Consider the following 21,223-nt stretch of genomic DNA (forward strand, 5'->3'; position numbering starts at 1 on the left):
CTCCTTAGTGTTCAAGCACGCGGGACAAAAACTGTTGGGTCCGCGGGTTTTGTGGATTAACAAAAATCTGCTCCGGCGAGCCCTGCTCAGCGATCACGCCCTGATCCATAAACACGACCCGGTCGGCCGTTTTTCGGGCGAAGCCCATCTCATGGGTGACCACCACCATGGTCATGCCTTCGCGCGCCAGGCTGCGCATGACCTCCATCACTTCACCCACCAGCTCCGGGTCCAGCGCAGAGGTCGCTTCATCAAAGAACATAATTTTGGGTTCAACTGCCAGTGCGCGGGCAATTGCTACGCGCTGCTGCTGGCCTCCGGAGAGCTGTGCCGGATAGTGATGGGCGCGCTCGGCGAGTCCGACGCGGGTCAGGGCCGCCATCCCGCGTTTACTGGCTTCTGCCTCAGATAACTTCTGCGCTTTGATCAACGCCAGGGTAACGTTACCAGGCAGTTTTATGCGGAAACAGATTGAACTGCTGGAATACCATGCCCACATGGCCGCAAATTTCACTGCTGCGTTTGCGATTATGCAGCGGCACATCATTGACCCAAATCTCACCGCCGTCGGCGGTTTCCAGACCGCTCATGATGCGTAACACGGTACTCTTTCCGGAGCCGGATGCGCCGATGAGCACCAGCACTTCGCCGGGGGAAACGTCCAGGCTGATCTCTTTCAGCACCTGAGTGGAACCAAAGGATTTGGTGATCCGACTCAGCGTAATGGCCGATTTGCTCATGATAACTGGCTCCTGGTTTGATGATGTTGAACCCAACGGGAAAGCGGGAAGCAGACGGCGAAGTAGAGCAGGGCGACCAGTGCATAGACCACTACCGGCTGGCCGATACGGTCGACAATCGCCTGGCCCTGATGCATCAACTCAGACATGCCGATCATGCTGACGATTGAGGTATCTTTAATCAGCGACAGATACTGTCCGGCCAGCGGCGGCAGCACGATGCCCCGCGTTTGTGGCAACACAACGCTCAAAAATGTCTGACGTTTAGACAGCCCGAGAATCCACGACACTTCCCACTGGCCTTTTGGCACTGCCTCAATGCCGGCACGGAAAACCTCAGCGATATAGGCGCCTGATAGATGCTCAGCCCCAAAATGCCTGCGGCAAACAGGTTGATCTCATAGCCAAAATAGGCCACGCCAAAGTAGATAAACATCAGGGTGATTAACACGGGCGTCCCGCGAAACAGCTCGGTGTATATCACGGCAATCTGTTTCAGGATCGGTAACCGGCTGGTACGCAATACCGCCGCCAGCAATCCCAGTAGCGTACTGCCGATAATGGCCGCGACAGAGAGCAGTAAAGTAACCCCTAATCCTTTAAGCAGAATAGGTAAAGCGCTGATGATAAGTTCGCTCATAACGCGTTCTCCCGTTTCACCGGACTAGTCAGCCCTTTTTTTACCCATCGCCAGGCGGACTTTTTTACCGGCGTCACCAGCGGCGGATGAAACATCCGGCGTCCTGCTACGCTTCCCAGCCAGGAGAAGAGATTGCTCAGCACCAGATACACCAGCGCGACCACGCTAAATGTCTGGATATAGAGCAGCGTGCGCGCGTTGATGACCGTGGCGGTACCGGTTAGCTCCGGTAAGGCAATTGCTGACAGCAGCGAGGTGCCCAGTAGCAGCTGAATCAGGTTATTGATGATGGCCGGCCAGACCGCGCGGGCGGCCTGAGGCAACACCACGCTGAGAAAGATCTGCTGGCGCGGAATGCCAAGGATATATGCGGCTTCCAGCTGACCTTTTGGCACCGACTGCATACCGGCACGGAAGGTTTCTGAAAGATAGGCACCTACGTTAATGCCCAGTGCCAGCACACCGGCCGTAAACGCGCTCATGGTGATACCCAGCGAGGGCAGGCCAAAGAAAATGATGAAAATCTGCAATAGCACGGGTGTATTGCGGATAAATTCAACATAACAGTGGCTGAGCCAGCGCAGCGGGGCCAGCGGCGATGCTTTCGCCAGCGCCGAAAGCAGACCCAGCACAACGGCCAGTACAAACGCCAGCAGTGTTACCTGTAGCGTCAGCCAGGCGGCCGCGAGGAATGTGTCGGCATAGCGCCACAGGGTTAGCCATTGATAACTCATGATTTGACTCCTTCTGGCGGCGCAGCCAGAACGCCTGCGCCGCGAGCGAACAATCAATATTGTGGATTCAGCGGATAACGCGGCTTGCTGCCAAACCACTTCTGATACAGGCGGGCGTTTTCACCTGATGCGTTGATCTCGAAGAGGAATTCGTTGAGGTAGTTGGTCCAGATCTGGTCGCCCTGTTTCACGCCAAATGCGTTGTATTCCAGCGGAACCAGCGCTTCATTGGTTACGGCAAGGGAAGCGTCAAGACTGGCCTGATAAGCGAGGAAGTTATTGTCCTCAATCATCGCATCGGCCTGGCCCTGTTTCACCGCCAGAATGGCCGCCTGCGAAGAGTCATACTCCTGAATCTTCACGTCGATGCCAAGGTTGCGCACTTCATCGCCGTTGGTTGATCCTTTCACCGTGGCGATGGTTTTTCCTGCCATATCGTGTGCAGACTGAATACCGCTGTTTTTGCGCACCAGCATAGCTTCACTCGCCACAACATACGGTTGGGTAAAGCCAATCTCTTTGGCACGTTCAAGGTTGCGGGTGAAGTTACAGAACACCACATCCACTTTATTGGTCTGCAGGTTAGGAATTCGGTTGGCGCTGGTGGTATTCACCATCTCCAGTTTCACACCCATCTCTTTCGCCAGCGCTTTTGCCAGATCGACGTCATAGCCATCCGGATTGCCGTCTTTATCGTAAAATCCAAACGGCGCAAAGCTCAGGCAGTCACCAACACGCAGCGTGCCGCGTTGCAACACGTTCTGCAGAGCTGATTGCGGCGCTGCACCCGCCTCTTTTTTCTCTTCAGTTGGGGTACAGCCTGCCACAGCCAGTAAAACCAGTGCACCCGCCATAGCGTTGGCACCTATTTTTAGCAATGTCGCGTTCATTTATATGCTCTCTTATAAGATGTAAACGAGATAATATGAAACTGATATTTCACAGCATAATGAAAAGCACTAATTAATAACGGGCTGCCCTGGTGTTGGCGAAAAGATCGGAAATTAGCAGCCTGTTTTAACGGTAATAGTTATTTGCGATCGGCACGGAAACATTTCATATCGACTTCTACTTTGCAGTCGACCACTAAATCCTGCACGCTACAGATACGTGCCGGTGGATTACCGCTGAATATCTCACTGAATACTTTATTGAATGAGCTGAAGTAGCGTGCATCCGTTAATACTGCCGTAACGTGTACCACATCCTCTACTTCGTAACCCGCTTCACGCATGATGGTGAGGCAGTTATCAAATGCCAGTCGTGTCTGTTCAATGATACCGCCTTCAACTACTTCACCTTCGCGCATCGGCGTCTGGCCTGAGATATAGAGCCAGCCATCCGCTTCTACCGCTCGGGCAAACGGTAACTTCTGCCCGCCGGTGCCGGTGCCGCCTTCAATGCCATAACGTGTAATCGTCATGTAATCCTGCCCCTTAACAGTGTGACTGTTTGTCTGATATACCAGACTGCTATCTGCAATACCGGATAGGGCAAGATTTGCACAGGCGATAAGCATTTGCAATATGCGACAGGTCAATTAATTTTTTGCGATGTCGTCGGGATCGCAAAATAGATCTGCCTGTTTCGTTTTTTTAAATAAAAGTGTGACCGGGATAAGACTTTTATTTTTCGCATTAGCCACCAGTGCGCCAAAATGAAGCCCCAAACCAGGGCGTTGATGTTATTCATTTACACACTGGCTTTTATTAAATCTGTGATGGGTAATTCAGAGTGTCGGGTGTATGATGCTTCTCTTTTTACCGTATTCCACTTGCATGAATGTAACAGGGGAGTAATCGTATGCCGGAAGAGAAACCTTCACGTGCGCGTGGCGTTGATCGGGTTATCGATATTTTCCGTCAGCTGCACATTGCACGTCAGCCGATGGCGATGCGCGATTTGATCGACGCCACTGGCGCACCGCGATCCAGCATTTACGAACTGGTCAGTTTGCTCAGTGAAGCCGGGCTGGTAGAGCTGGACGCCGACGGTGCCGTGTTCTTTGGCCGTGAAATGCACTATTACGGTGCGGATTACATGGCGCACAACGATCTGATCCGTCGTGCGCATCAGCTAATGGTTGAGATCGTGGCGCGTCATGGTGAAACCGTGCAGCTGTGCATGCTGGAGGGCAATAAATACACGGTTGTGCTCTCTGAGAGCAATGCGCATCCGTTTAAAATTACCTCTGATATCGGTGTACGCGTCCCCATCACCTGGACGGCGACGGGCCGTCTCCTGCTCAGTAACTGGTCCGACAGCGCTATTCTTGATTTGATCCCGGAAGAGGATTATCGACTGGCCAGTGGACAGATACTGGATAAACAGCGCTTTCTTGATGAGATCCATCTTGCCGGCAAGCTGGGATACTGCATGACGGAAGGCTTATCGGAGAGTTTTACCTGCTGTATGGCTGCGCCTATTCGCTCGCGCAGTGGACAAGCCGTGGCGGCGATCTGCTTTATGGTCAGTCGCGATACACCGCAGGAACGGCGACAGATGCTATTGCAGGAGCTGATCACTTCCGGGCAGAAGTTATCCGACTTTACCTGAATCGGGCGCAGCTTGCTGCGCTTAGCACATCTCTTTCAGCTGCTGGCTCGTAGTATTCCGTTACAACCGGTTGTTTTCGCGTTTAATCTTCACGGGTTGAGGCTGTGTTAAGGTAAGTAATAATAATAACTATTATTTTTACCACGGAGTTTTGGCATGAAAACGCGCCTGTTACTGGCCATGGCACTACTGGCTTCCACTGCGGCGGCAGCCACCACCTATCCGCTGACTATTACTGATATGGATGGCCATACGCAAACCATCAGGCAAGAGCCGCAACACGTTATCCTGCAGGATGGCCGCGACGTCTTGACGCTGGCGCTGCTCGATCGCGATAACCCCTTCCGGCGTGTCGTGGCGTGGAATAATCTGCCCAAAAAGCAGGACACCCAAACCTGGGATCTGCTGAAAAGCCGCTGGCCGCAGGCCAGTAAAATCGTTGATATGGGGTTCAGCGATCAGGGGCAGGTCAACCTTGAAAGTGTACTTGCACAAAAACCGGACTTAATGATCGCGCAGCTGCGGGCTAAACCGGCACTGCAGCAGTCCGGCGTGCTGAACACACTCACCAGCCTGCATATTCCGGTGGTGTTCGTCGACTACGAACTGCATCCGGCGCAAAATACCGCGCCCAGCGTCACGCTACTGGGTAAAGTGCTGAACCGCGAAAGTGAAGCGAAAGCCTACACGGATTTCTATCAGCAGAAGTTTGATCGCATCACGAAAGCGGTGGCGGCCGTGCCGGATAAACCCCGGGTGTTTATCGAACCGATTGCCGGTAACAGTGATAATTGCTGCTTCACCCACAGCCACAACGGCTGGGGCGGACTGGTGGAAGCGGTTGGCGGTAAAAACATCGGGTCTGAACTGCTGCCAGGCAATGCGGGTTTTGTCGCACTGGAGAAGATCATCGCCATGAAGCCTGATGTCTATATTATGACCGGTTCAAAACGTCCGAACGGTAATGTTCTGCCGTTTGGCTACGGTGTTTCATCACAGGCGATTACGCCGGTCTTCCAGACCCTGCTTAAACGCACCGGGCTGGCTCAAATTGAGCCGGTGAAACAAGGTCGCGTCTATGGTGTGTATCATCACTTCTATAATCACCCTTACAACATCATTGGTATGGAGATTCTGGCGAAGGACCTCTATCCACAGCAGTTTGCCGATCTCAGGCCGGTGGATGACTTCCATACCATTGTGAAGACATTCACTCACTTACCGGACGACGCTATCGCGCTGAGTTACCCGGACAATCAATAAACACGCTGCGGGCCAAATGGCCCGCTTTACCGCGATTCTGCTTATCATCCCCACAATCACTGTGATCTCTTTTCATGACAGCGGTAATTGTTATGTTATAACATAACAAATGCGTCATTTGACGCCTGCACGTTATTATTTAAGGAGTCGCAATGTCACTGTCTGTCGCCCGTCACGGCGTTAAAAAACTGCCCGTTACCGTACTGTCTGGCTTTCTCGGGGCCGGAAAAACCACGCTGCTAAATCACATCCTCAATAACCGGGAAGGGTTACGTGTTGCGGTTATCGTCAACGATATGTCTGAAGTCAATATTGATGCCGCGCTGGTGCGTGAGGGTGGGGCAGAGCTGTCACGTACCGATGAGAAGCTGGTGGAGATGAGTAACGGCTGCATCTGCTGCACGCTGCGCGAAGATCTGCTGCTTGAGGTCAACCGTCTGGCGAAAGAGGGTCGCTTCGATAATCTGGTGATTGAATCGACCGGCATATCTGAGCCCCTGCCGGTCGCGGAGACCTTTACATTTGCTGATGAAGAGGGGCACAGCCTGGCTGAAGTGGCGACGCTCGATACCATGGTAACCGTGGTTGATGGCTATAATTTTCTGCGCGATTACGACTCAAGCGACAGCATTCAGTCGCGTGGCGAATCTTTAGGAGAGGAAGATGAACGGACGGTGGTGGACCTTCTGGTCGATCAGATTGAGTTCTGTGATGTACTGATTCTCAATAAAACTGACCTGATAAATGAAGAGGAGAAAGCGCGGCTGATGGCGACGCTGCACTCTCTCAATCCGCGTGCCAACATCATCACCTCAGAATTCGGCAGGGTCCCGTTATCCCGGGTGCTAAACACCGGGCTGTTCGATTTTGACGCGGCAGCTCAGGCACCGGGCTGGCTGAAAGAGCTTAGCGGCGAGCACACCCCGGAGACCGAAGAGTACGGTATCCGTAACTTTGTTTTTCGCGCCCGTCGCCCGTTTCACCCCATGCGATTCTTCGAGGTGATTACCCACCATATGCAGGGTGTCGTACGTTCAAAAGGCTACTTCTGGCTCGCCACGCGCCCGCGCCATGCCGGTTCCTGGTCACAGGCAGGTGGCGTGACGCGCCATGGGCTGGCGGGAATGTGGTGGGCCGGCGTGCCAAAAGATCGCTGGCCGCAGGATGCAGAGACGGTACAGTACATCCTGGAAAACTGGGATGAAAGTACCGGCGACGCGCGTCAGGAGATGGTGATCATCGGTATTGAAATGGATGAGACCGCATTGCGCCAGCAGCTGGAGCACGCGTTATTGACGGATGATGAGATGGCGCTGGGGCCAGATGGCTGGGCGCAGTTGCCCGATCCGTTCCAGCCGTGGTTTGAGTCACAGGCCTGATTTTATTGCTGCCCGAAGTGAAAGCGGCCAGAGTGGCGACCCGACAGGGTCGTCACTGCAACATCCCTGATTTTACGCATCGGCGCGCAGCAAACGCTCTTGCGATCCCAGCCAGATCGAGACTTCCACCCCATCATGAAACGGCAGAGAGATGAAGTTGCTGCTGCCGTGCACCCGTTCCAGATACTCCGGACTGAAATCGGCATCGTCGGCAACAATCACTGCCCCTGCGCGTAAATAGGGCTGTACCTGTTGCAGAATCTCCGGATAGATCGCTTTTGCGCCATCCAGCACCAGCATATCAATGCTGGCGGGCAGATCGCAGCTCAGGGTATCGATCGCATCACCCGCGCGCACTTCGATCAGATCACTTACGCCCGCATCGGCAAAATGATTACGGGCAAGCGCAATTTTTCCCGGTTCAAACTCGCTGGTAATGATCCGGCCGCCGCCGTTGTCCCGTACCGCAGCAGCCAGATGCAGTGTGGAGAGACCAAACGAAGTGCCAAACTCAATGATATTGCGCGCGCGACTGCTGCGGGCCAGCATATAGAGCAACTTACCGGTCTCCCGCGAGACAGCCAGTGGCACATGCTTCAGCTGGCTATAAAGCGCAATATAGTCAGTTTTGCTCTGCAGCAGGCGCGTCTGATCCTGATCGGACAGGGTGCGAAACGCTTCGTTGGTTGGATGCGCCATGTTGTCAGCCAGTTCAAACAGGTAGTTCAGCAGCGGTGCCAGCGGGGCTGAAGTTAAGGTATTCATCAATTTTTCTCCGGTAAAGGCGGTGGCTTTTTTTCTGTACACAGAATACGATTAATTATTCGCATTTCACTATTCGTATTCCGGAGTCGGCAGTGGCTGAAGAGCATAACCCCAAGATTTCACAAAGAAAAAAACCGCAGCAGGCGCGATCGAGCGAGCTGGTTAGCGCGATTTTGCAGGCAGCGACTCAGGTTTTAGAGCAGGAGGGAGCTAACCGCTTCACCACCGCGCGCGTCGCGGAGCGGGCCGGCGTCAGCATTGGCTCGCTTTACCAATATTTTCCTAACAAGGCCGCTATTCTTTTTCGGCTACAGCGTGAAGAGTGGGAGCGCACCAGCGATCTACTGGGTTCGATCCTGCGCAACGCTGAAGAGACGCCGCGCCGGCGTTTGCATCAGCTGACGCTGGCATTTTTACACTCTGAATGTGAAGAAGCGGCGATGCGCACCGCACTGAACGATGCGGCACCGCTGTACCGCGATGCGCCGGAAGTGCAGGAAGCCCGCGCATCAGGAGAGAACGTAGTCAGCGAGTTTTTGCAGCAATTATTACCGCAGTGCAGTGCCGCTGACCTGGCGCGTGCGGCGGATCTGATTAACAGTACGCTGGGCAATGTGGGCAAACATTTTTCAGAATCACCGCGCAGCGCAGCCGAGATCCAGGACTATGCCAGCGATATGGCTGAGATGTTCTGTGCCTGGATCAGGGAAAAGGGTGCGGATTTGCAGTAAAAAACGGACTGGAAAGCTCTGAAAGCGGTGAACAAATTCACTATTCACATTCTCAATAATCCCCACCGCGAGTAAGCTTTATAAAAACCTTTTGCAGCGCCGGATGGATTGACGGCAAACAGAGATGGGAGAGCACAATGGCAGTAAAGATGATTGCGGTGGATATGGATGGAACGTTTCTTGATGACAATAAGCAGTACAATACGCAGCGCTTCTCGCGCCAGTACGCGTTGTTGAAAGAGAAGGGTATCCGCTTTGTGGTCGCCAGCGGCAATCAGTATTACCAGTTGCAGCACTACTTTCCCGACATTAAAGATGAGATCGCTTTTGTCGCCGAAAATGGCGCCTGGGTCTCGGATAGCAATGAAGAGATTTTCTGTGGTGAGCTGGCTCAGGAACGCGTGCACCAGATTCTCGATATTCTGGCAAAAGAGCCTGATATCAGCACCGTGGTGTGCGGACGTAACGGCGCTTATGTCCACACCTCAATGCCGGACGAGGTGGTCGCTATGCTGGCAAACCACTATCGCCGGCTGGAAAAGCGCGACAATCTTTATGATATCGATGACACCATCTTTAAATTTTCGCTTAATCTGGCGCATGAAGGCGTCGAAGCGCTGATGACGCGTTTACACAGTGAACTCAGCGCGATCGAAAACATCATGCATCCGGTCTCGAGCGGTTTTGGCTTTGTCGATCTGATTATCCCCGGCTGTCACAAAGCGCACGGCATTGCGCTCTTGCAGGAGAAGTGGGGAATTGACGATTGTGAAGTGCTGGCGATTGGCGACAGCGCGAATGACCTCGAAATGCTGCGTCAGGCCTGTTACAGCTTCGCAATGGCCAATGCGGCTGCGCCGGTTACGGCAGTCGCGCGCTACAGAACGGAAAGTAACAATGACGAAGGTGCACTGAACGTCATCTCACGTCTGCTGGCGCGTGAAACGCCCTTTGGTTAAGCACCAATCCCTGCCGCGGCGTGACTGAATAAACTTTCACTCACGTCGCGGATAGCATCTTCTTCGCCGTTATGCCTCGTCTGGTGCCTCCGTTGCCAGGCGATAACTCGCCTCCATCGCATCCAGCGCCGCCTGATTCTCCAGTCCCCACTGATACATATGCTCAATCGGCTGCGCGAAGGTCATTCCGAGTTCCGTCAGACGATAATCGACTTTCGGTGGGATGACATCGTAAACATGCCGCGCGATCAGTCCGCGCTGCTCCAGCGCTTTCAGCGTCTGAAACAGCATCTTTTTTGAGATCCCCTGCAGGCTACGCTGCAGCTCACCGGTACGTGCGCGGTGGCCCGGCCAGTGATAGAGCGCATGCAGCACCATGGTGCTCCACTTTACTGAGAAAAGGTCCATCAGGCGGCGCGGGGGGGAATCCGCGTAAAAGAATAACTTGCCGTCAACCCAGGCTGGCATGGCGATCTCCTGTTGTGGTTACCAAATGGTGACTACTATCATTTTTGCACTGCGTTCACTATAGTCTGCCGCCTTACGTTATCCCCGTCTACGTTGGAGATTCCATGCAAATTAATGCTCTGGTGGCGCATGATGCCGCACAACCACTCTCATCCGGCCACATCGCGCTGCGTGCCGTACAGCCGCAGGATGTGAAGATCGAAATTCTCTACTGTGGCGTGTGCCACTCAGACCTGCATATGGCACGTAACGAGTGGGCGGTCAGCCGTTATCCGCTGGTGCCCGGTCATGAGATCGTTGGACGTGTTACAGAGACCGGCGCAGATGTCAGCAGTTTTAAAACGGGCGATATTGTCGGGGTTGGGGTGATGGTCGATTCCTGTCGCGAGTGCCACTTCTGCCAGCAACAGGAAGAGCAGTATTGCGAAGCGGGCTTTACCGCGACCTACAACGGCATTGATAAGTATACCGGTGATAGCACCTGGGGCGGTTACGCGCAGCATGTGGTGGTCGATCAGCATTTTGTGGTTTCAGTACCGGAAACGCTGCCGCTGGCGGGCGTTGCGCCTCTGCTGTGCGCCGGCGTGACCGTCTGGTCACCGCTGCGCCATTTTAACGTTCAGGCAGGCGATAAAGTAGGCGTGGTCGGTTTGGGTGGGCTCGGCCATATGGCGGTGAAGCTGGCAAGTGCGCTGGGCGCAGAAGTTACGCTATTCACAACTTCGCCGGAGAAGGGCGCGGATGCTCGCCGTCTTGGGGCGACACGTGTTGTCGTCTCGCGGGATGCCGCACAGATGGCGGCCTGCCAGACCTCGCTGGATTTCATTATCGACTGCGTGGCTGCGCCACACGATCTGGACCCCTATCTCGCCACGCTGAAAACCAATGGTCGTCTGGTGCTGGTGGGCATTCCCGATCGTCCTCATCAATCGCCGAACGTCACGCCGATGGTCTTCCGTCGTCTTAGCATTAGCGGCTCGTCGATTGGCAGTATTCAGGAAACACAGGAGATGCTGGATTTTTGCGGCAAGCACAACATCACAGCAGATATCGAACTGATTGCAGGCGAAAAGATTGAGCAGGCTTTTGCCCGCATGCTCAGAGGCGACATTAAGTATCGTTTTGTGATCGATATGCAGGCTACACGCTGGTAAAGCAGCATTACAGGCTGGCGATTTCAGGCTGAAATCGCCAGATATATTTGCGCGTATTACCCCTGATTAAGGTTGCCAGCAAGCGTCAGGTAATCGGTATACATCTGTGGCGCGCCCGAAAACGAGGCCAGTTCACGCCACTCGTCATACATACGCTCGCTCTCCTGATGTTCACGTACAAATTGCAGTGAACGTTCGGTAGCGACATCCAGCTCCGGATGAAAGGCGTTGAGCGAAGCCAGACTTTCAATAATCAGCATGACCACATACTGCTCACTGCGGCTACCGCCAGTGCCTTTAAGCATATGAAACTTCCAGCCAGGATAGTCATCAATGCGATGAACATTATCCCGCATAAAAGCATCAAATTCGGCGGCCCGCACGCCGGCTTTTAGTGCCAGGTGATGGAAGCCCACCACGCGCTGTACGTCTGGTCGATCGGCGATACGCTGAAAATTAGCCCCTGCAGGCAGTGAGCGATGCTGGTTTTCAGCCAGTAAACGGAAAGTGGAGTAGAGCACAGGCAACTCCCCAAACGTGGCAAAGCTTCGCCATGTGCTGATGAGCGATTGTGCCTGCGGATGCTGCTGCCAGAATGCGTGTGCCGCGGGAGTCAATGCACCTTCGCTATCCATATACATATCCCATGCCTGCTGGCTTTCCGCCTCATATAGCATGAGATATTGCGCTTTACGCTCGCCGCGCAGACCTTTTAACAAGCTCCACTTCCAGCCGGGATAGGCCGGAATATGCACGCCTTGCTGGCGGACAAAGTGCTCAAAATCGGCTTCGGTAACCCCTTTTTTCAAATTGAGGCCAACATAGTGCAGGCTAAACACCGGTTGCGATAACTGCGTCATAAATCACTCCTTGTGATGAGAAAATCCAGAAGTCACTCGCTGAGTCACTTCTTTAGCGAATGCAGTAACAGGCTGGTCGCAGTACCCGTTACCAATAGCAGCAGAGCGAGCAGGCTGAACACCTGAGCCAGTCCTGCCCACTGGGCACTGAAGCCAATCAGAGCCGGACCGGTAAGCAGACCGGCGTAGCCAATTAGCGTGACGGCGGGAATAGCGTACTCAGCAGCGGCCAGTGAGAGATTACCCGCCGCGCTGAACAGCACCGGCACCAGGTTAGCGATACCGAGGCCGGTAAGCATGAACCCCAGCAGGTTGAGCCAGAACAGGTCACCCCATGTCGCCAGCAGCAGACCGATCGCAGCCATCAGGCGCCCGAAAGCAGCACCGGCTGTTTTCCCCAGCGGGCGATCAGGCGATCCCCTGTCAGGCGACTCAGCGTAACGGCGAGTGAATAGCAGGTGAAACCGATGCCGGCTTGCTCTAATGGGATGTGATGCACGTTATGCATCAGCACGGCAGACCAGTCGAGCATCGCCCCTTCACACAGAAACAGGCAAAAGCACAGCAGGGCGATAATCAGCACGGGTGGATGACGCAGCGCCAGCAGCGTACCGCCCTGATCGGCAGTCGCCAGCACGGGGACCTGCAGCGCAGGCGCAGCAATTATGCTAAGTATCACGATCAGCACGACAATCAGCGCCAGCGCGAGCAGGGGAGCCACGTTCATGCTCAGTAAAAAACTGACCAGCCCGGCGCCAGCAATAGTGCCAATGCTATAAAAGCCATGAAAGCCGGACATTTTTGCACTGCCGCTCTCACGCTCTACCACGACTGCCTGAGCGTTCATTGTCACATCCAGCACACCGTTCAGCGCCCCAAACAGCAGCAGGGCCAGGACGGTAACGGCAAGCGTATCGGCGGCAATAATTAATGGCAGGTCAAAGCAAAAACCGGCACAGCTGAGCAGAATCAGGCGACGATAGCCGTAGCGCTGTATCAGTCTGCCGGTGAAAGGCATCATCGACATCGAACCGGCAGCGATGCAGAACAGCAGCAGCCCCAGCATTGCATCGCTGGCAGCGTGCTGTGCTTTAACAAAGGGAATGAGCGGTGCCCAGCCAGACATTGCCAGTCCGGCAATAAAAAATACCGTGCGCGTAGCGCGTTGCTGCCGCGCCCGGTGTAAGCATTCATCCATGAATGCCATATACGTTATCCTTTTAACCACCAGATACATTCATAAGGCCGCAACACCGTTCCGGCCTCCGGGATTTGAGGGTAATTACCATATAGCCAGCGCCACTGATTTGCGTCAGCGGCCATCTCCGCAGGCACCGGAAGGGTATCCGCCGTGATATTAGCCATCACGCGCAGCGTCTCTCCCTCAGCCTGACGCTGATAGCACCACAGGGTTCTGTTTTGCGCAGTTAAATCCTGATAATCACCGTCCCGCAATACCGGCAGCGTTTTGCGCAGCTTAATCAGGTGCCGATAGCAGTGCAGTACTGAGTCACTGTCGTCACGCTGTTTCTCTACCGTAATTTCAGCTGCATTGTCTGCCAGATCGATCCAGCTTTCGCCTGTGGTAAAACCGCTGTTGTGGCTGCTATCCCACTGTACCGGCGTACGGCCGTTATCACGGGATTTGTCCGCCAGCACGGCGAGAATGGCCCGCGCTTCAACGCCCTGCTGACGCAGCAGCTGCCATGCATTGAGGCTCTCCACATCCCGATACTGTTCAATGGCGGTAAAATGCGGATTGGTCATGCCGAACTCTTCGCCCTGGTAGATAAACGGAGTGCCTTGCATACCGTGTAACAGCATCGCCAGCATTTTGGCTGAGGCGACGCGGTACTGCCCGTCATTGCCGAACCGCGAAACTACGCGCGGCTGATCGTGGTTACACCAGAACAGGGCATTCCACGCCAGGCCATGCATGCCGCGCTGCCAGGCGGTGAAGATCGCTTTGAGCGCCAGCCAGTCCGGTTCACCCTGCTGCCATTTATTGCCGTTTGGATAGTCCACTTTCAGATGGTGGAAGTTAAAGGTCATTGAGAGCTCCCGACCATCAAGCCGGGCGTAGCGCTGGCAATGCTCTAACGAGGTGGATGACATTTCGCCCACGGTCATCAAACCACGCGGCTGAAAAACATCGCGGCTCATCTCTTCCAGAAAATCATGGATTGCCGGGCCATCAGTGTAAAAGCGGCGACCATCCCCTTCCGTATCATCCGGATAGCCCGGGTGCTTGGAAACCAGATTAATGACATCCAGACGTAATCCTTCCACCCCTTTATCAGCCCAGAAGTGACACACCTCTTTGAGCGCCTGACGCACGCGCGGATTTTCCCAGTTAAGGTCAGCCTGTTCCGGCGCAAAGGTGTGCAGATAGTACTGCTGTGTGGCGGCATGCCACTGCCAGGCACTGCCACCAAATTTTGACTGCCAGTTGTTGGGCGGCGTGCCTTCTTTACCATCGCGCCAGATATAGAAATCGCGGTACTGGCTGTCGCGGCTGCTGGCTGCATCGATAAACCAGCGGTGGTGCGTGGAGGTATGGTTGAATACCATATCCATTACCACGCGAATGCCGCGCTGCTTCGCACTGGCAATCAGCGCGTCAAAGGCCGCGATGTCACCAAATAACGGGTCGATGGCACAGTAGTCCGCCACGTCATAGCCATTATCAATCTGCGGAGAAGGGTAGACGGGGGTAAGCCAGATAGCATCCACGCCCAGCCACTGAAGGTAATCCATGCGGCGGAGAATACCGTGCAAATCACCTATGCCACTCCCCGTGCTGTCCTGAAAGCTGCGCGGATAGATCTGGTAAATTACGCCCTGACGCCACCATTGTACTTCCTGCATAGATACTGCCTCCTTTGCTTCAGATAACCTGTAAACGGCCAGCCAGCTGTTTACGTTTGTACACTGCGATTGTTAAGAACAGTGGCACTACAATGGCTGTCAGCATGGCGCTGGCGTAGACCGACCAGAATGCGGGCTTAATGGCCAGAATAGCGGGTAAACCGCCCACGCTAATGCCGCCTGCGATAACCCCGGACAGGCCGCAAATCAACCCTGCACAGGCGGCGCCAATCATGGCGCACAGCATAGGAAAGCGATACTTCATGTTGATGCCGTACATGGCTGGCTCAGTTACGCCGAGATACGCGGAGATGGCTGCTGGCACTGAAAGCTCCCGCTCTTTCTCCTTACGGCTCACAATGATGATACCGAGTACGGCAGAGGCCTGCGCGATATTGGAGAGCGCGATGATGGGCCAAACCGGCGTCCCGCCGTTGCTCTGAATCAGCTGAAGATCAATCGCCAGCGTGGTCTGATGAACGCCGGTGATAACCAGCGGTGCATAGAGGAAGCCAAACAGCGCGCCGCCTAATGGTGCGAGCGAACCGGTCATCAGGTAGCTCACCGCCCAGGCAATGCCCTGACCAATCAGACGACCAAACGGACCAATCAGCGCATGCGCCAGCAGTGTTGCCAGTAACAGCGAAACCACAGGCACGACGATCAGGGTCAGATAATCCGGCACTACCCGCTTCAGGAAGCGTTCAATCCAGGCGAGCGTCATACCTGCCAGCAGCGAAGGCACCACCTGAGCCTGATAGCCCACCTTAGCCACGCTGAACAGGCCAAAATTCCACACCTCAGGCAGGTGCTGACCAAGCTGATAAGCGTTCATCAGCTGTGGCGACACCAGCGTGATACCCAATACGATGCCGAGAACAGGCGTCCCGCCCATCTTCTTCACCACTGACCAGCAAATGCCTACCGGTAAATAGAAGAATATTGCTTCACCAATCAGCCAGAGAAAATCGTTGATGCTTTTCCAGGTTTCAGAGCTGGCGGTAAGAGGCTGACCATTATCCAGCGGGAGTTCACCAATAACATTACGAAACCCCAGAATCAGGCCACCGCTGATCAGCGCGGGCAGTAAAGGGAAGAAAATTTCAGCGAAGTGAGAAATCAGGCTCTCATGCCACTTCATCTGTTTACGGGCGGCAATTTTAGCCTGCTCTTTATCTACCGCCTGCAGCGCAGTTTGCTGTAATAACAGCGCATACCACTTGTCGACATCCGGCCCGATGACCACCTGGAATTGTCCAGCATTGTTGAAGCATCCCTTCACCATGGGTAAATCAGCAATGCCTTTTATATCAGCCTTTTCTGTATCGGATAAAACGAATCTTAGTCTTGTTATACAGTGGGTTACTGCGCATATATTCTCTCGCCCGCCCACCAGTTTAATGAGTTGTTCCACATCACCTGCATTGACTTTGCTGGCCATCAGTTTCACCTTGCTTAAAAATAGGATCGTTCCAATTTGCGCAGATAGTAGTGATCAGGTGGTGAAACTGTAAACAGGGAACGTTCCAATTAATGATTACGATCACACTAAATCATCCGGGTGTAGCCTGCCTGCGGGCCTCACAAAAAGGCAACTCATGCTAAGATGCTGTTTTTAATTGAAGTCACTTAATCTGACGGCTCACGATGAAAAGAAAGAACCTCACGCTAAAGGATATTGCGGCGTTATGTGGCGTTGGTAAGTCAACGGTTTCGCTGGTTATTAATAAAAGTCCAAAGGTGAAGCAGGCCACGCGTGAGCATGTGGAAGCGGTGATCCGGGAGTATGGCTATACGCCGTCGCTGACCGCCAGAGCACTCCGTTCTCAGCGTGAAAAGATCATTGGCATCATCATGACCCGCCTTGACTCGGCGGCGGAAAACCGTGCCATCCGTGCCATTCTGGCCTCTGCATATCAACAGGGTTATGACGCGATTTTGCAGGAGTCTCTGCTTAATCCGCAGCTGCTGGAGGAGCATCTGCGCGTGCTGGAGAGCCGCCGCGTTGAGGGGATCATCCTGTTTGGCTTCAGCGGCATGGAGACGATCTCACTGGAGCAGTGGCAGCATCGTCTGGTGATGATCGCCAGCCAGCGGCCGGGTTTTGCCTCCATCACGTATGATGATCAGGGCGCGGTCGCGTTGCTGATGGAGCAGTTACACGCCAGCGGTAAAAAAAGCGTGAGCTTTATCGGGGTGGAAGAGGGGGATCTCACCACCGGACGCGCGCGCTATCAGGCGTATCTGGCCTGTTGCCAGCAGTACGGATTGCGTCCGCAGGCTCTGCTGGGTGATTTGAGTTATCAGAGCGGTTATGCGCTGGCAGAAAAATTGCTCACCCCAGAGAGCGAAGCGCTGGTATGTGCCACCGATACCCTTGCCCTGGGGGCCATGAAATTAATCAAAGAGCGCGGCCTGGACATTGATGTCGCGAGTATCGGCAGCACGCCGCTGATGACCTTTCTGCATCCCGAAGTGACTTCGGTCCGGCTGGGATTTGAGGCAGCAGGAAAGACCGCACTGGAGATGCTGCTGGCGATGCAGACCGACCCGACGGCTATCCGCCAGACCGTTTTACCCTGCAGTTTCACCGCGTAATCGCTTGCTACCCGCTATAACGTGCTGCTCAGCGGCAGCATGTTACACTCTGCAATCACTTTTTGTGCAATCACCAATAAACAATTTGCGTTTCGCTCCGATAACCCCCTCTGCAACTTAACTAAAACGACAATAGTAAGTGAGGGAAACATGGGACTGGTATCCCGGTTACGGAATATGCGTATTACCCGCAAATTATCGGCAGGATTTGGCATCGTACTCTTCTTAGTCGCGCTGGCTACCGTGCTCAGCGTACAACGCTTCAATCAGATTCATGATATCTACCAAAAAACCAACCTGATTTACGACATCAACATTGAAGTGTTTCAGGCCAAGATCAACCGCCTGAAGTATCTGTATGGCGATGACAAATCCGGCAAAGTAATGGCGGATTATGTCACCCACGCGCAGCAACTTACCCATGAAGCGCAACAGCTTTCATGGACCGCAGGCGCAAACGATCTCGTCAATGAAGTCGCAACGCATCTTGAAAGCTTCCGGCAAAGTATTGGCGCCATGACGCAGGCAACGCAACAGCTGAACGGTCTGCGTGCGCAGCTGGATTCCCTGAGCCAACAGGACATGACCGCGCGTTACACCCAACTCATCCGTACGCCAGTGACCGCACCGGAACTGACGAATCAAATTTATGAACAGCTGTTTGCAATCAGTAACGTGCGCGAAGAGGCGTGGGCGCTCCGCTTTAACGTCTCTGATGCACTGCGCACCCAGCTTGAGAAGCACGTTCAGCAGGCGGAGCAGGGCATGAAAGCGCTGCTGGCACAACTGCCCATAGAGCAGCAGGGCGAGTTTGTTGCGCTGTGGCAGGATACTCAGCGATTTAACGATCTCAGCCTGCAGGCGGCCACCGCCTATGGTCAGCTGCGTGCAGCTGAAGAGACGGTAAAAGTTGCGGGTGATAAAAGCAGCGCGGCAATTAAAAAAATCATCGCGCTGGTTAAAACGCGCAACAATGAACTGGCTAACGGATCTGCCGCGCTCTCTCTGCTGATTGGCGGGCTGGCCATTCTGTTTGGCGTGCTGGTGGCGTGGTACATCATCCGGCAGATTACGCGTCCGGTTCTTCACAATCTGGCATTGGCGGAGCGCATTGCCAGCGGCGATCTCAGTTCGCAGTTTGCGACCGATCGTCATGATGAGTTGGGCCAGCTGACCTCGGCAATGGGGCGCATGAATGAACGGCTTCGTAGTGTCATTGGTGATGTTTTGCGCAGCGTTGGCAGCGTCTCGCAGGCGGCCAGTACAATTAACCAGGGCAATCTGGATCTCTCATCACGCACTGAACAGCAGGCTGCTGCCGTCGTCGAGACCGCAGCCAGTATGGAACAGCTGACGGCTACGGTGAAAAATAATGCAGCCAATGCGCGTCAGGCCAGCCAGATTGCTGCCGAAGCGACACGCAACGCCAGCAAAGGTGGAATCGCCGTGCGCGATGTGGTGAGCACTATGGGTGAGATCTCCGATAGCTCGAAAAAAATTGCTGATATTACCGCTGTAATCAACAGTATCGCTTTCCAGACCAACATCCTGGCGCTGAACGCGGCGGTCGAAGCGGCGCGTGCCGGCGAGCAGGGGCGTGGGTTTGCCGTGGTCGCCAGTGAAGTACGCAATCTGGCGCAGCGAAGTGCCGGCGCGGCAAAAGACATTGAACAGCTGATTAACGAGTCTGTCGGACGTATCAGCAACGGGCATCAGCAGGTAGCGCGGGCTGGTGAAACCATGGAGCACATTCTCAGCAGCATTGCGCGGGTTAATGAGATCATGGAGGAGATTTCAGCCGCGTCAGATGAGCAGAGCCGCGGCATTGAGCAGATCGCCCGGGCAGTGGGGGAGCTGGACACCACCACGCAGCAAAACGCCTCACTGGTCAGTGCATCATCGCATTCAGCGCACTCGCTTGAAGAGCAGGCCGTCATGCTGGAGCGGCTGGTTGCTCAGTTCCGTCTGCAAGGTGCTGGCAGCTAAAACCAGCCAGCCGCAGCGCTAACGCACCTGTCGCGTTAGCGCTGCGGCTGAGAGTACCAACGTTAATTTTTACGCCGTTGTATCCGAACAACGAGAAAATTCTTAAAAATTTCGCCGCTACGCTACTTTTTCCCGATACACTGCGCCTCTTGTCGATCTGAATTTTCTTCCGAATGAATTATTACTCTCCCGATGATAAGCATCTGAAGCGGCGTTCGCAGCGTTTCGTGCGCCGTATGTTCATCATGCGTCAGCTTGGTACCATTCTCTGTTTTTTCCCGATTCTGTCGGTGTTGCTGGAGATGCAGCGCGGGCTGGCATTCAGTGCCGTGTTATTTTTCAATGCGTTTCTCTGGCCATGGCTGGCGTATCAGCGCGCGCTGCGTGCTGAAGATTCGACAACGATTGAGCGGCAAAATCTGACGCTGGACGCCGCCTTCGGTGGCATCTGGGTGGCGCTGATGGCGCTTAGCCCGATGCCGTCCTTGATCATCATGGCCGTGCTGGCGTCGGATCGTTATGCAGCAGGTGGCGGAACGCAGCTGGTCGCCGCGATTAAAGCGTTCACGTGTGCGTTTATTCTGGTGTGGCTGCCCGATGGCGCAGGTGTGCGCCTCTCCTTTTCACTTCAGACCGTCTGGCTGACATTGCCGCTCGCGACCTGCTATATGCTGGTGTTAAGTGTTACGTCGTATAACCTGACCTGGCAGCTGCGCACGCGTAACCGCGAACTGGAGCGCATTGCCCTGATGGACCCCGGGCTGGAAATTCCAAACCGGCGCCTGTTTGAACGCCGTCTGGAGAGCGAGTTTCTCAGTACGCGGCGTGGCGACAGCAGGGATATCTACTGTTACTGGATGTCGATCACTTCAAATCGGTCAATGATACCTGGGGCCACGAAGCCGGGGATTTCTTACTGGCTGAAATCTCTGCATTGCTGCGCAATCACGTTGGTCTGCTGGATATACCGGCGCGCTTCGGCGGTGATGAACTGGGGGTGATCGTCCATGATGCCACCGACGATTCGGTGATACGGCTGGCAGAACAGCTAAGAGCGCGAATTGCCCATGTGCGTTTGCCGGCATCGGCAGATTTTCGTTGCTCGGTCAGTATTGGTATTGCACCAGCCGCCAGTGCTGAGACACTACGCGACTGGTTATGCTACGCCGATGAGGCACTCTACGACGTCAAGCGCGCGGGCCGTAACGGGGTAAAACTGTGGTCAGCCTGCGCCTAGCGCAGCTGACTGTCCTTACTGCCACGACGGTTATAGCCGCTGTGCGCCGCTTCTTTCTTATCCAGCGCGCTCTGGCACTGCACACAGTAGCGTACGCCGGGCAGGGCCACGCGGCGCGCTTCCGGAATCGGTTCGCCGCACTCCTCGCAGAACTCCGCGCTCTCCCCGTGCCGCAGATGGCTGCGTGCCCGGGCGATAGCGTCGTCTACCGTGGCGTCTATCTGTTTCTGTACTGCCCCATCTTCTGACCAGCCGCCAGCCATAACTGCCTCCATATCTGAGCCT

At 54.5% G+C, this 21,223-nt stretch carries 19 protein-coding genes and 3 pseudogenes; 9 read left to right on the forward strand and 13 right to left on the reverse strand.

The window, feature by feature from the left end; all coding sequences use genetic code 11:
- Positions 1–4: 4 nt before the first annotated feature.
- From HA48_RS03120 to HA48_RS03140, 5 genes and pseudogenes are all read right to left on the reverse strand, one after another.
- Positions 5–740 (reverse strand): annotated as a pseudogene (locus HA48_RS03120) (amino acid ABC transporter ATP-binding protein).
- Positions 737–1,380, reverse strand: a pseudogene (locus HA48_RS03125) (amino acid ABC transporter permease). The pseudogenes HA48_RS03120 and HA48_RS03125 overlap by 4 nt, the downstream one beginning before the upstream one ends.
- Positions 1,377–2,114 (reverse strand): amino acid ABC transporter permease, encoded by a 738-nt coding sequence (locus tag HA48_RS03130; RefSeq protein WP_128599734.1) that lies wholly within the window; start codon positions 2,112–2,114, stop codon positions 1,377–1,379. The pseudogene HA48_RS03125 and the gene HA48_RS03130 overlap by 4 nt, the downstream one beginning before the upstream one ends.
- 53 nt (positions 2,115–2,167) lie before the next feature.
- The gene (locus HA48_RS03135; protein WP_128599735.1) at positions 2,168–3,004 is read right to left on the reverse strand and encodes an ABC transporter substrate-binding protein; all 837 of its coding nucleotides are present in this window, start codon (positions 3,002–3,004) and stop codon (positions 2,168–2,170) included.
- 140 nt (positions 3,005–3,144) lie between these two features.
- A complete protein-coding gene (locus HA48_RS03140; RefSeq protein WP_128599736.1) occupies positions 3,145–3,537 on the reverse strand; it encodes a RidA family protein in 393 nt (130 codons plus the stop codon).
- A 380-nt stretch (positions 3,538–3,917) separates the two neighbouring features.
- On the opposite strand from HA48_RS03140, the gene HA48_RS03145 reads away from it, so the two are divergent.
- From HA48_RS03145 to zigA, 3 genes are all read left to right on the forward strand, one after another.
- Entirely contained in the window at positions 3,918–4,670 is a 753-nt protein-coding gene (locus tag HA48_RS03145; RefSeq protein WP_128599737.1) for an IclR family transcriptional regulator, read from the forward strand.
- A gap of 156 nt (positions 4,671–4,826) precedes the next feature.
- Complete coding sequence (locus HA48_RS03150) at positions 4,827–5,933, forward strand: ABC transporter substrate-binding protein (RefSeq protein ID WP_128599738.1); 1,107 nt, start codon at positions 4,827–4,829, stop codon at positions 5,931–5,933.
- A 152-nt stretch (positions 5,934–6,085) separates the two neighbouring features.
- Complete coding sequence (zigA, locus tag HA48_RS03155; RefSeq protein WP_128599739.1) at positions 6,086–7,312, forward strand: zinc metallochaperone GTPase ZigA; 1,227 nt, start codon at positions 6,086–6,088, stop codon at positions 7,310–7,312.
- A 72-nt stretch (positions 7,313–7,384) separates the two neighbouring features.
- Here zigA and HA48_RS03160 read toward each other — a convergent pair whose 3' ends face one another.
- Entirely contained in the window at positions 7,385–8,077 is a 693-nt protein-coding gene (locus HA48_RS03160; RefSeq protein ID WP_128599740.1) for an O-methyltransferase, read from the reverse strand.
- Positions 8,078–8,169: 92 nt separating this feature from the next.
- Here HA48_RS03160 and HA48_RS03165 point away from each other — a divergent pair, with 92 nt between their 5' ends.
- Together HA48_RS03165 and HA48_RS03170 are read left to right on the forward strand one after the other, a co-directional pair.
- Positions 8,170–8,808, forward strand: a complete 639-nt coding sequence (locus HA48_RS03165) for a TetR/AcrR family transcriptional regulator (protein ID WP_128599741.1) — start codon at positions 8,170–8,172, stop codon at positions 8,806–8,808.
- Between the two features lie 137 nt (positions 8,809–8,945).
- Positions 8,946–9,767 (forward strand): Cof-type HAD-IIB family hydrolase, encoded by an 822-nt coding sequence (locus tag HA48_RS03170; RefSeq protein WP_128599742.1) that lies wholly within the window; start codon positions 8,946–8,948, stop codon positions 9,765–9,767.
- Positions 9,768–9,836: 69 nt separating this feature from the next.
- On the opposite strand, the gene HA48_RS03175 is transcribed toward HA48_RS03170, so the two are convergent.
- The gene (locus HA48_RS03175; RefSeq protein ID WP_128599743.1) at positions 9,837–10,235 is read right to left on the reverse strand and encodes a winged helix-turn-helix transcriptional regulator; all 399 of its coding nucleotides are present in this window, start codon (positions 10,233–10,235) and stop codon (positions 9,837–9,839) included.
- Between the two features lie 104 nt (positions 10,236–10,339).
- Here HA48_RS03175 and HA48_RS03180 point away from each other — a divergent pair, with 104 nt between their 5' ends.
- Positions 10,340–11,389: an NAD(P)-dependent alcohol dehydrogenase gene (locus HA48_RS03180; RefSeq protein ID WP_128599744.1), complete on the forward strand. Its 1,050-nt coding sequence runs from the start codon at positions 10,340–10,342 to the stop codon at positions 11,387–11,389.
- Positions 11,390–11,445: 56 nt separating this feature from the next.
- Here HA48_RS03180 and HA48_RS03185 read toward each other — a convergent pair whose 3' ends face one another.
- From HA48_RS03185 to treB, 5 genes are read right to left on the reverse strand one after another with little or no spacing between them, the layout of a single operon-like run.
- Entirely contained in the window at positions 11,446–12,249 is an 804-nt protein-coding gene (locus tag HA48_RS03185) for a hypothetical protein (RefSeq protein WP_128599745.1), read from the reverse strand.
- A 44-nt stretch (positions 12,250–12,293) separates the two neighbouring features.
- The gene (locus tag HA48_RS22855) at positions 12,294–12,614 is read right to left on the reverse strand and encodes an MFS transporter (RefSeq protein WP_341864961.1); all 321 of its coding nucleotides are present in this window, start codon (positions 12,612–12,614) and stop codon (positions 12,294–12,296) included.
- Positions 12,614–13,456, reverse strand: a complete 843-nt coding sequence (locus HA48_RS03190; protein ID WP_341864962.1) for an MFS transporter — start codon at positions 13,454–13,456, stop codon at positions 12,614–12,616. Before HA48_RS03190 ends, HA48_RS22855 begins: the two co-directional genes overlap by 1 nt.
- Positions 13,457–13,461: 5 nt before the next feature.
- Positions 13,462–15,117, reverse strand: coding sequence for an alpha,alpha-phosphotrehalase (gene treC, locus HA48_RS03195; RefSeq protein WP_128599746.1), 1,656 nt, complete (start codon positions 15,115–15,117; stop codon positions 13,462–13,464).
- A 19-nt stretch (positions 15,118–15,136) separates the two neighbouring features.
- Positions 15,137–16,558, reverse strand: a complete 1,422-nt coding sequence (treB, locus tag HA48_RS03200; protein WP_128599747.1) for a PTS trehalose transporter subunit IIBC — start codon at positions 16,556–16,558, stop codon at positions 15,137–15,139.
- 206 nt (positions 16,559–16,764) lie between these two features.
- On the opposite strand from treB, the gene treR reads away from it, so the two are divergent.
- From treR to HA48_RS03215, 3 genes and pseudogenes are all read left to right on the forward strand, one after another.
- Positions 16,765–17,715, forward strand: a complete 951-nt coding sequence (gene treR, locus HA48_RS03205; protein ID WP_128599748.1) for a trehalose operon repressor TreR — start codon at positions 16,765–16,767, stop codon at positions 17,713–17,715.
- 150 nt (positions 17,716–17,865) lie between these two features.
- Entirely contained in the window at positions 17,866–19,701 is a 1,836-nt protein-coding gene (locus HA48_RS03210; RefSeq protein ID WP_128599749.1) for a methyl-accepting chemotaxis protein, read from the forward strand.
- A 173-nt stretch (positions 19,702–19,874) separates the two neighbouring features.
- A pseudogene (locus HA48_RS03215) lies at positions 19,875–20,938 on the forward strand (diguanylate cyclase).
- Here HA48_RS03215 and HA48_RS03220 read toward each other — a convergent pair.
- Positions 20,935–21,201 carry a DksA/TraR family C4-type zinc finger protein gene (locus HA48_RS03220; protein WP_128599750.1) on the reverse strand — a complete coding sequence of 89 codons (267 nt, stop codon included), beginning with the start codon at positions 21,199–21,201 and terminating at the stop codon, positions 20,935–20,937. The pseudogene HA48_RS03215 and the gene HA48_RS03220 overlap by 4 nt on opposite strands.
- Between the last annotated feature and the right edge of the window lie 22 nt (positions 21,202–21,223).

The sequence above is a fragment of the Pantoea wallisii genome (assembly GCF_002095485.1).
Lineage (GTDB): Bacteria > Pseudomonadota > Gammaproteobacteria > Enterobacterales > Enterobacteriaceae > Pantoea > Pantoea wallisii.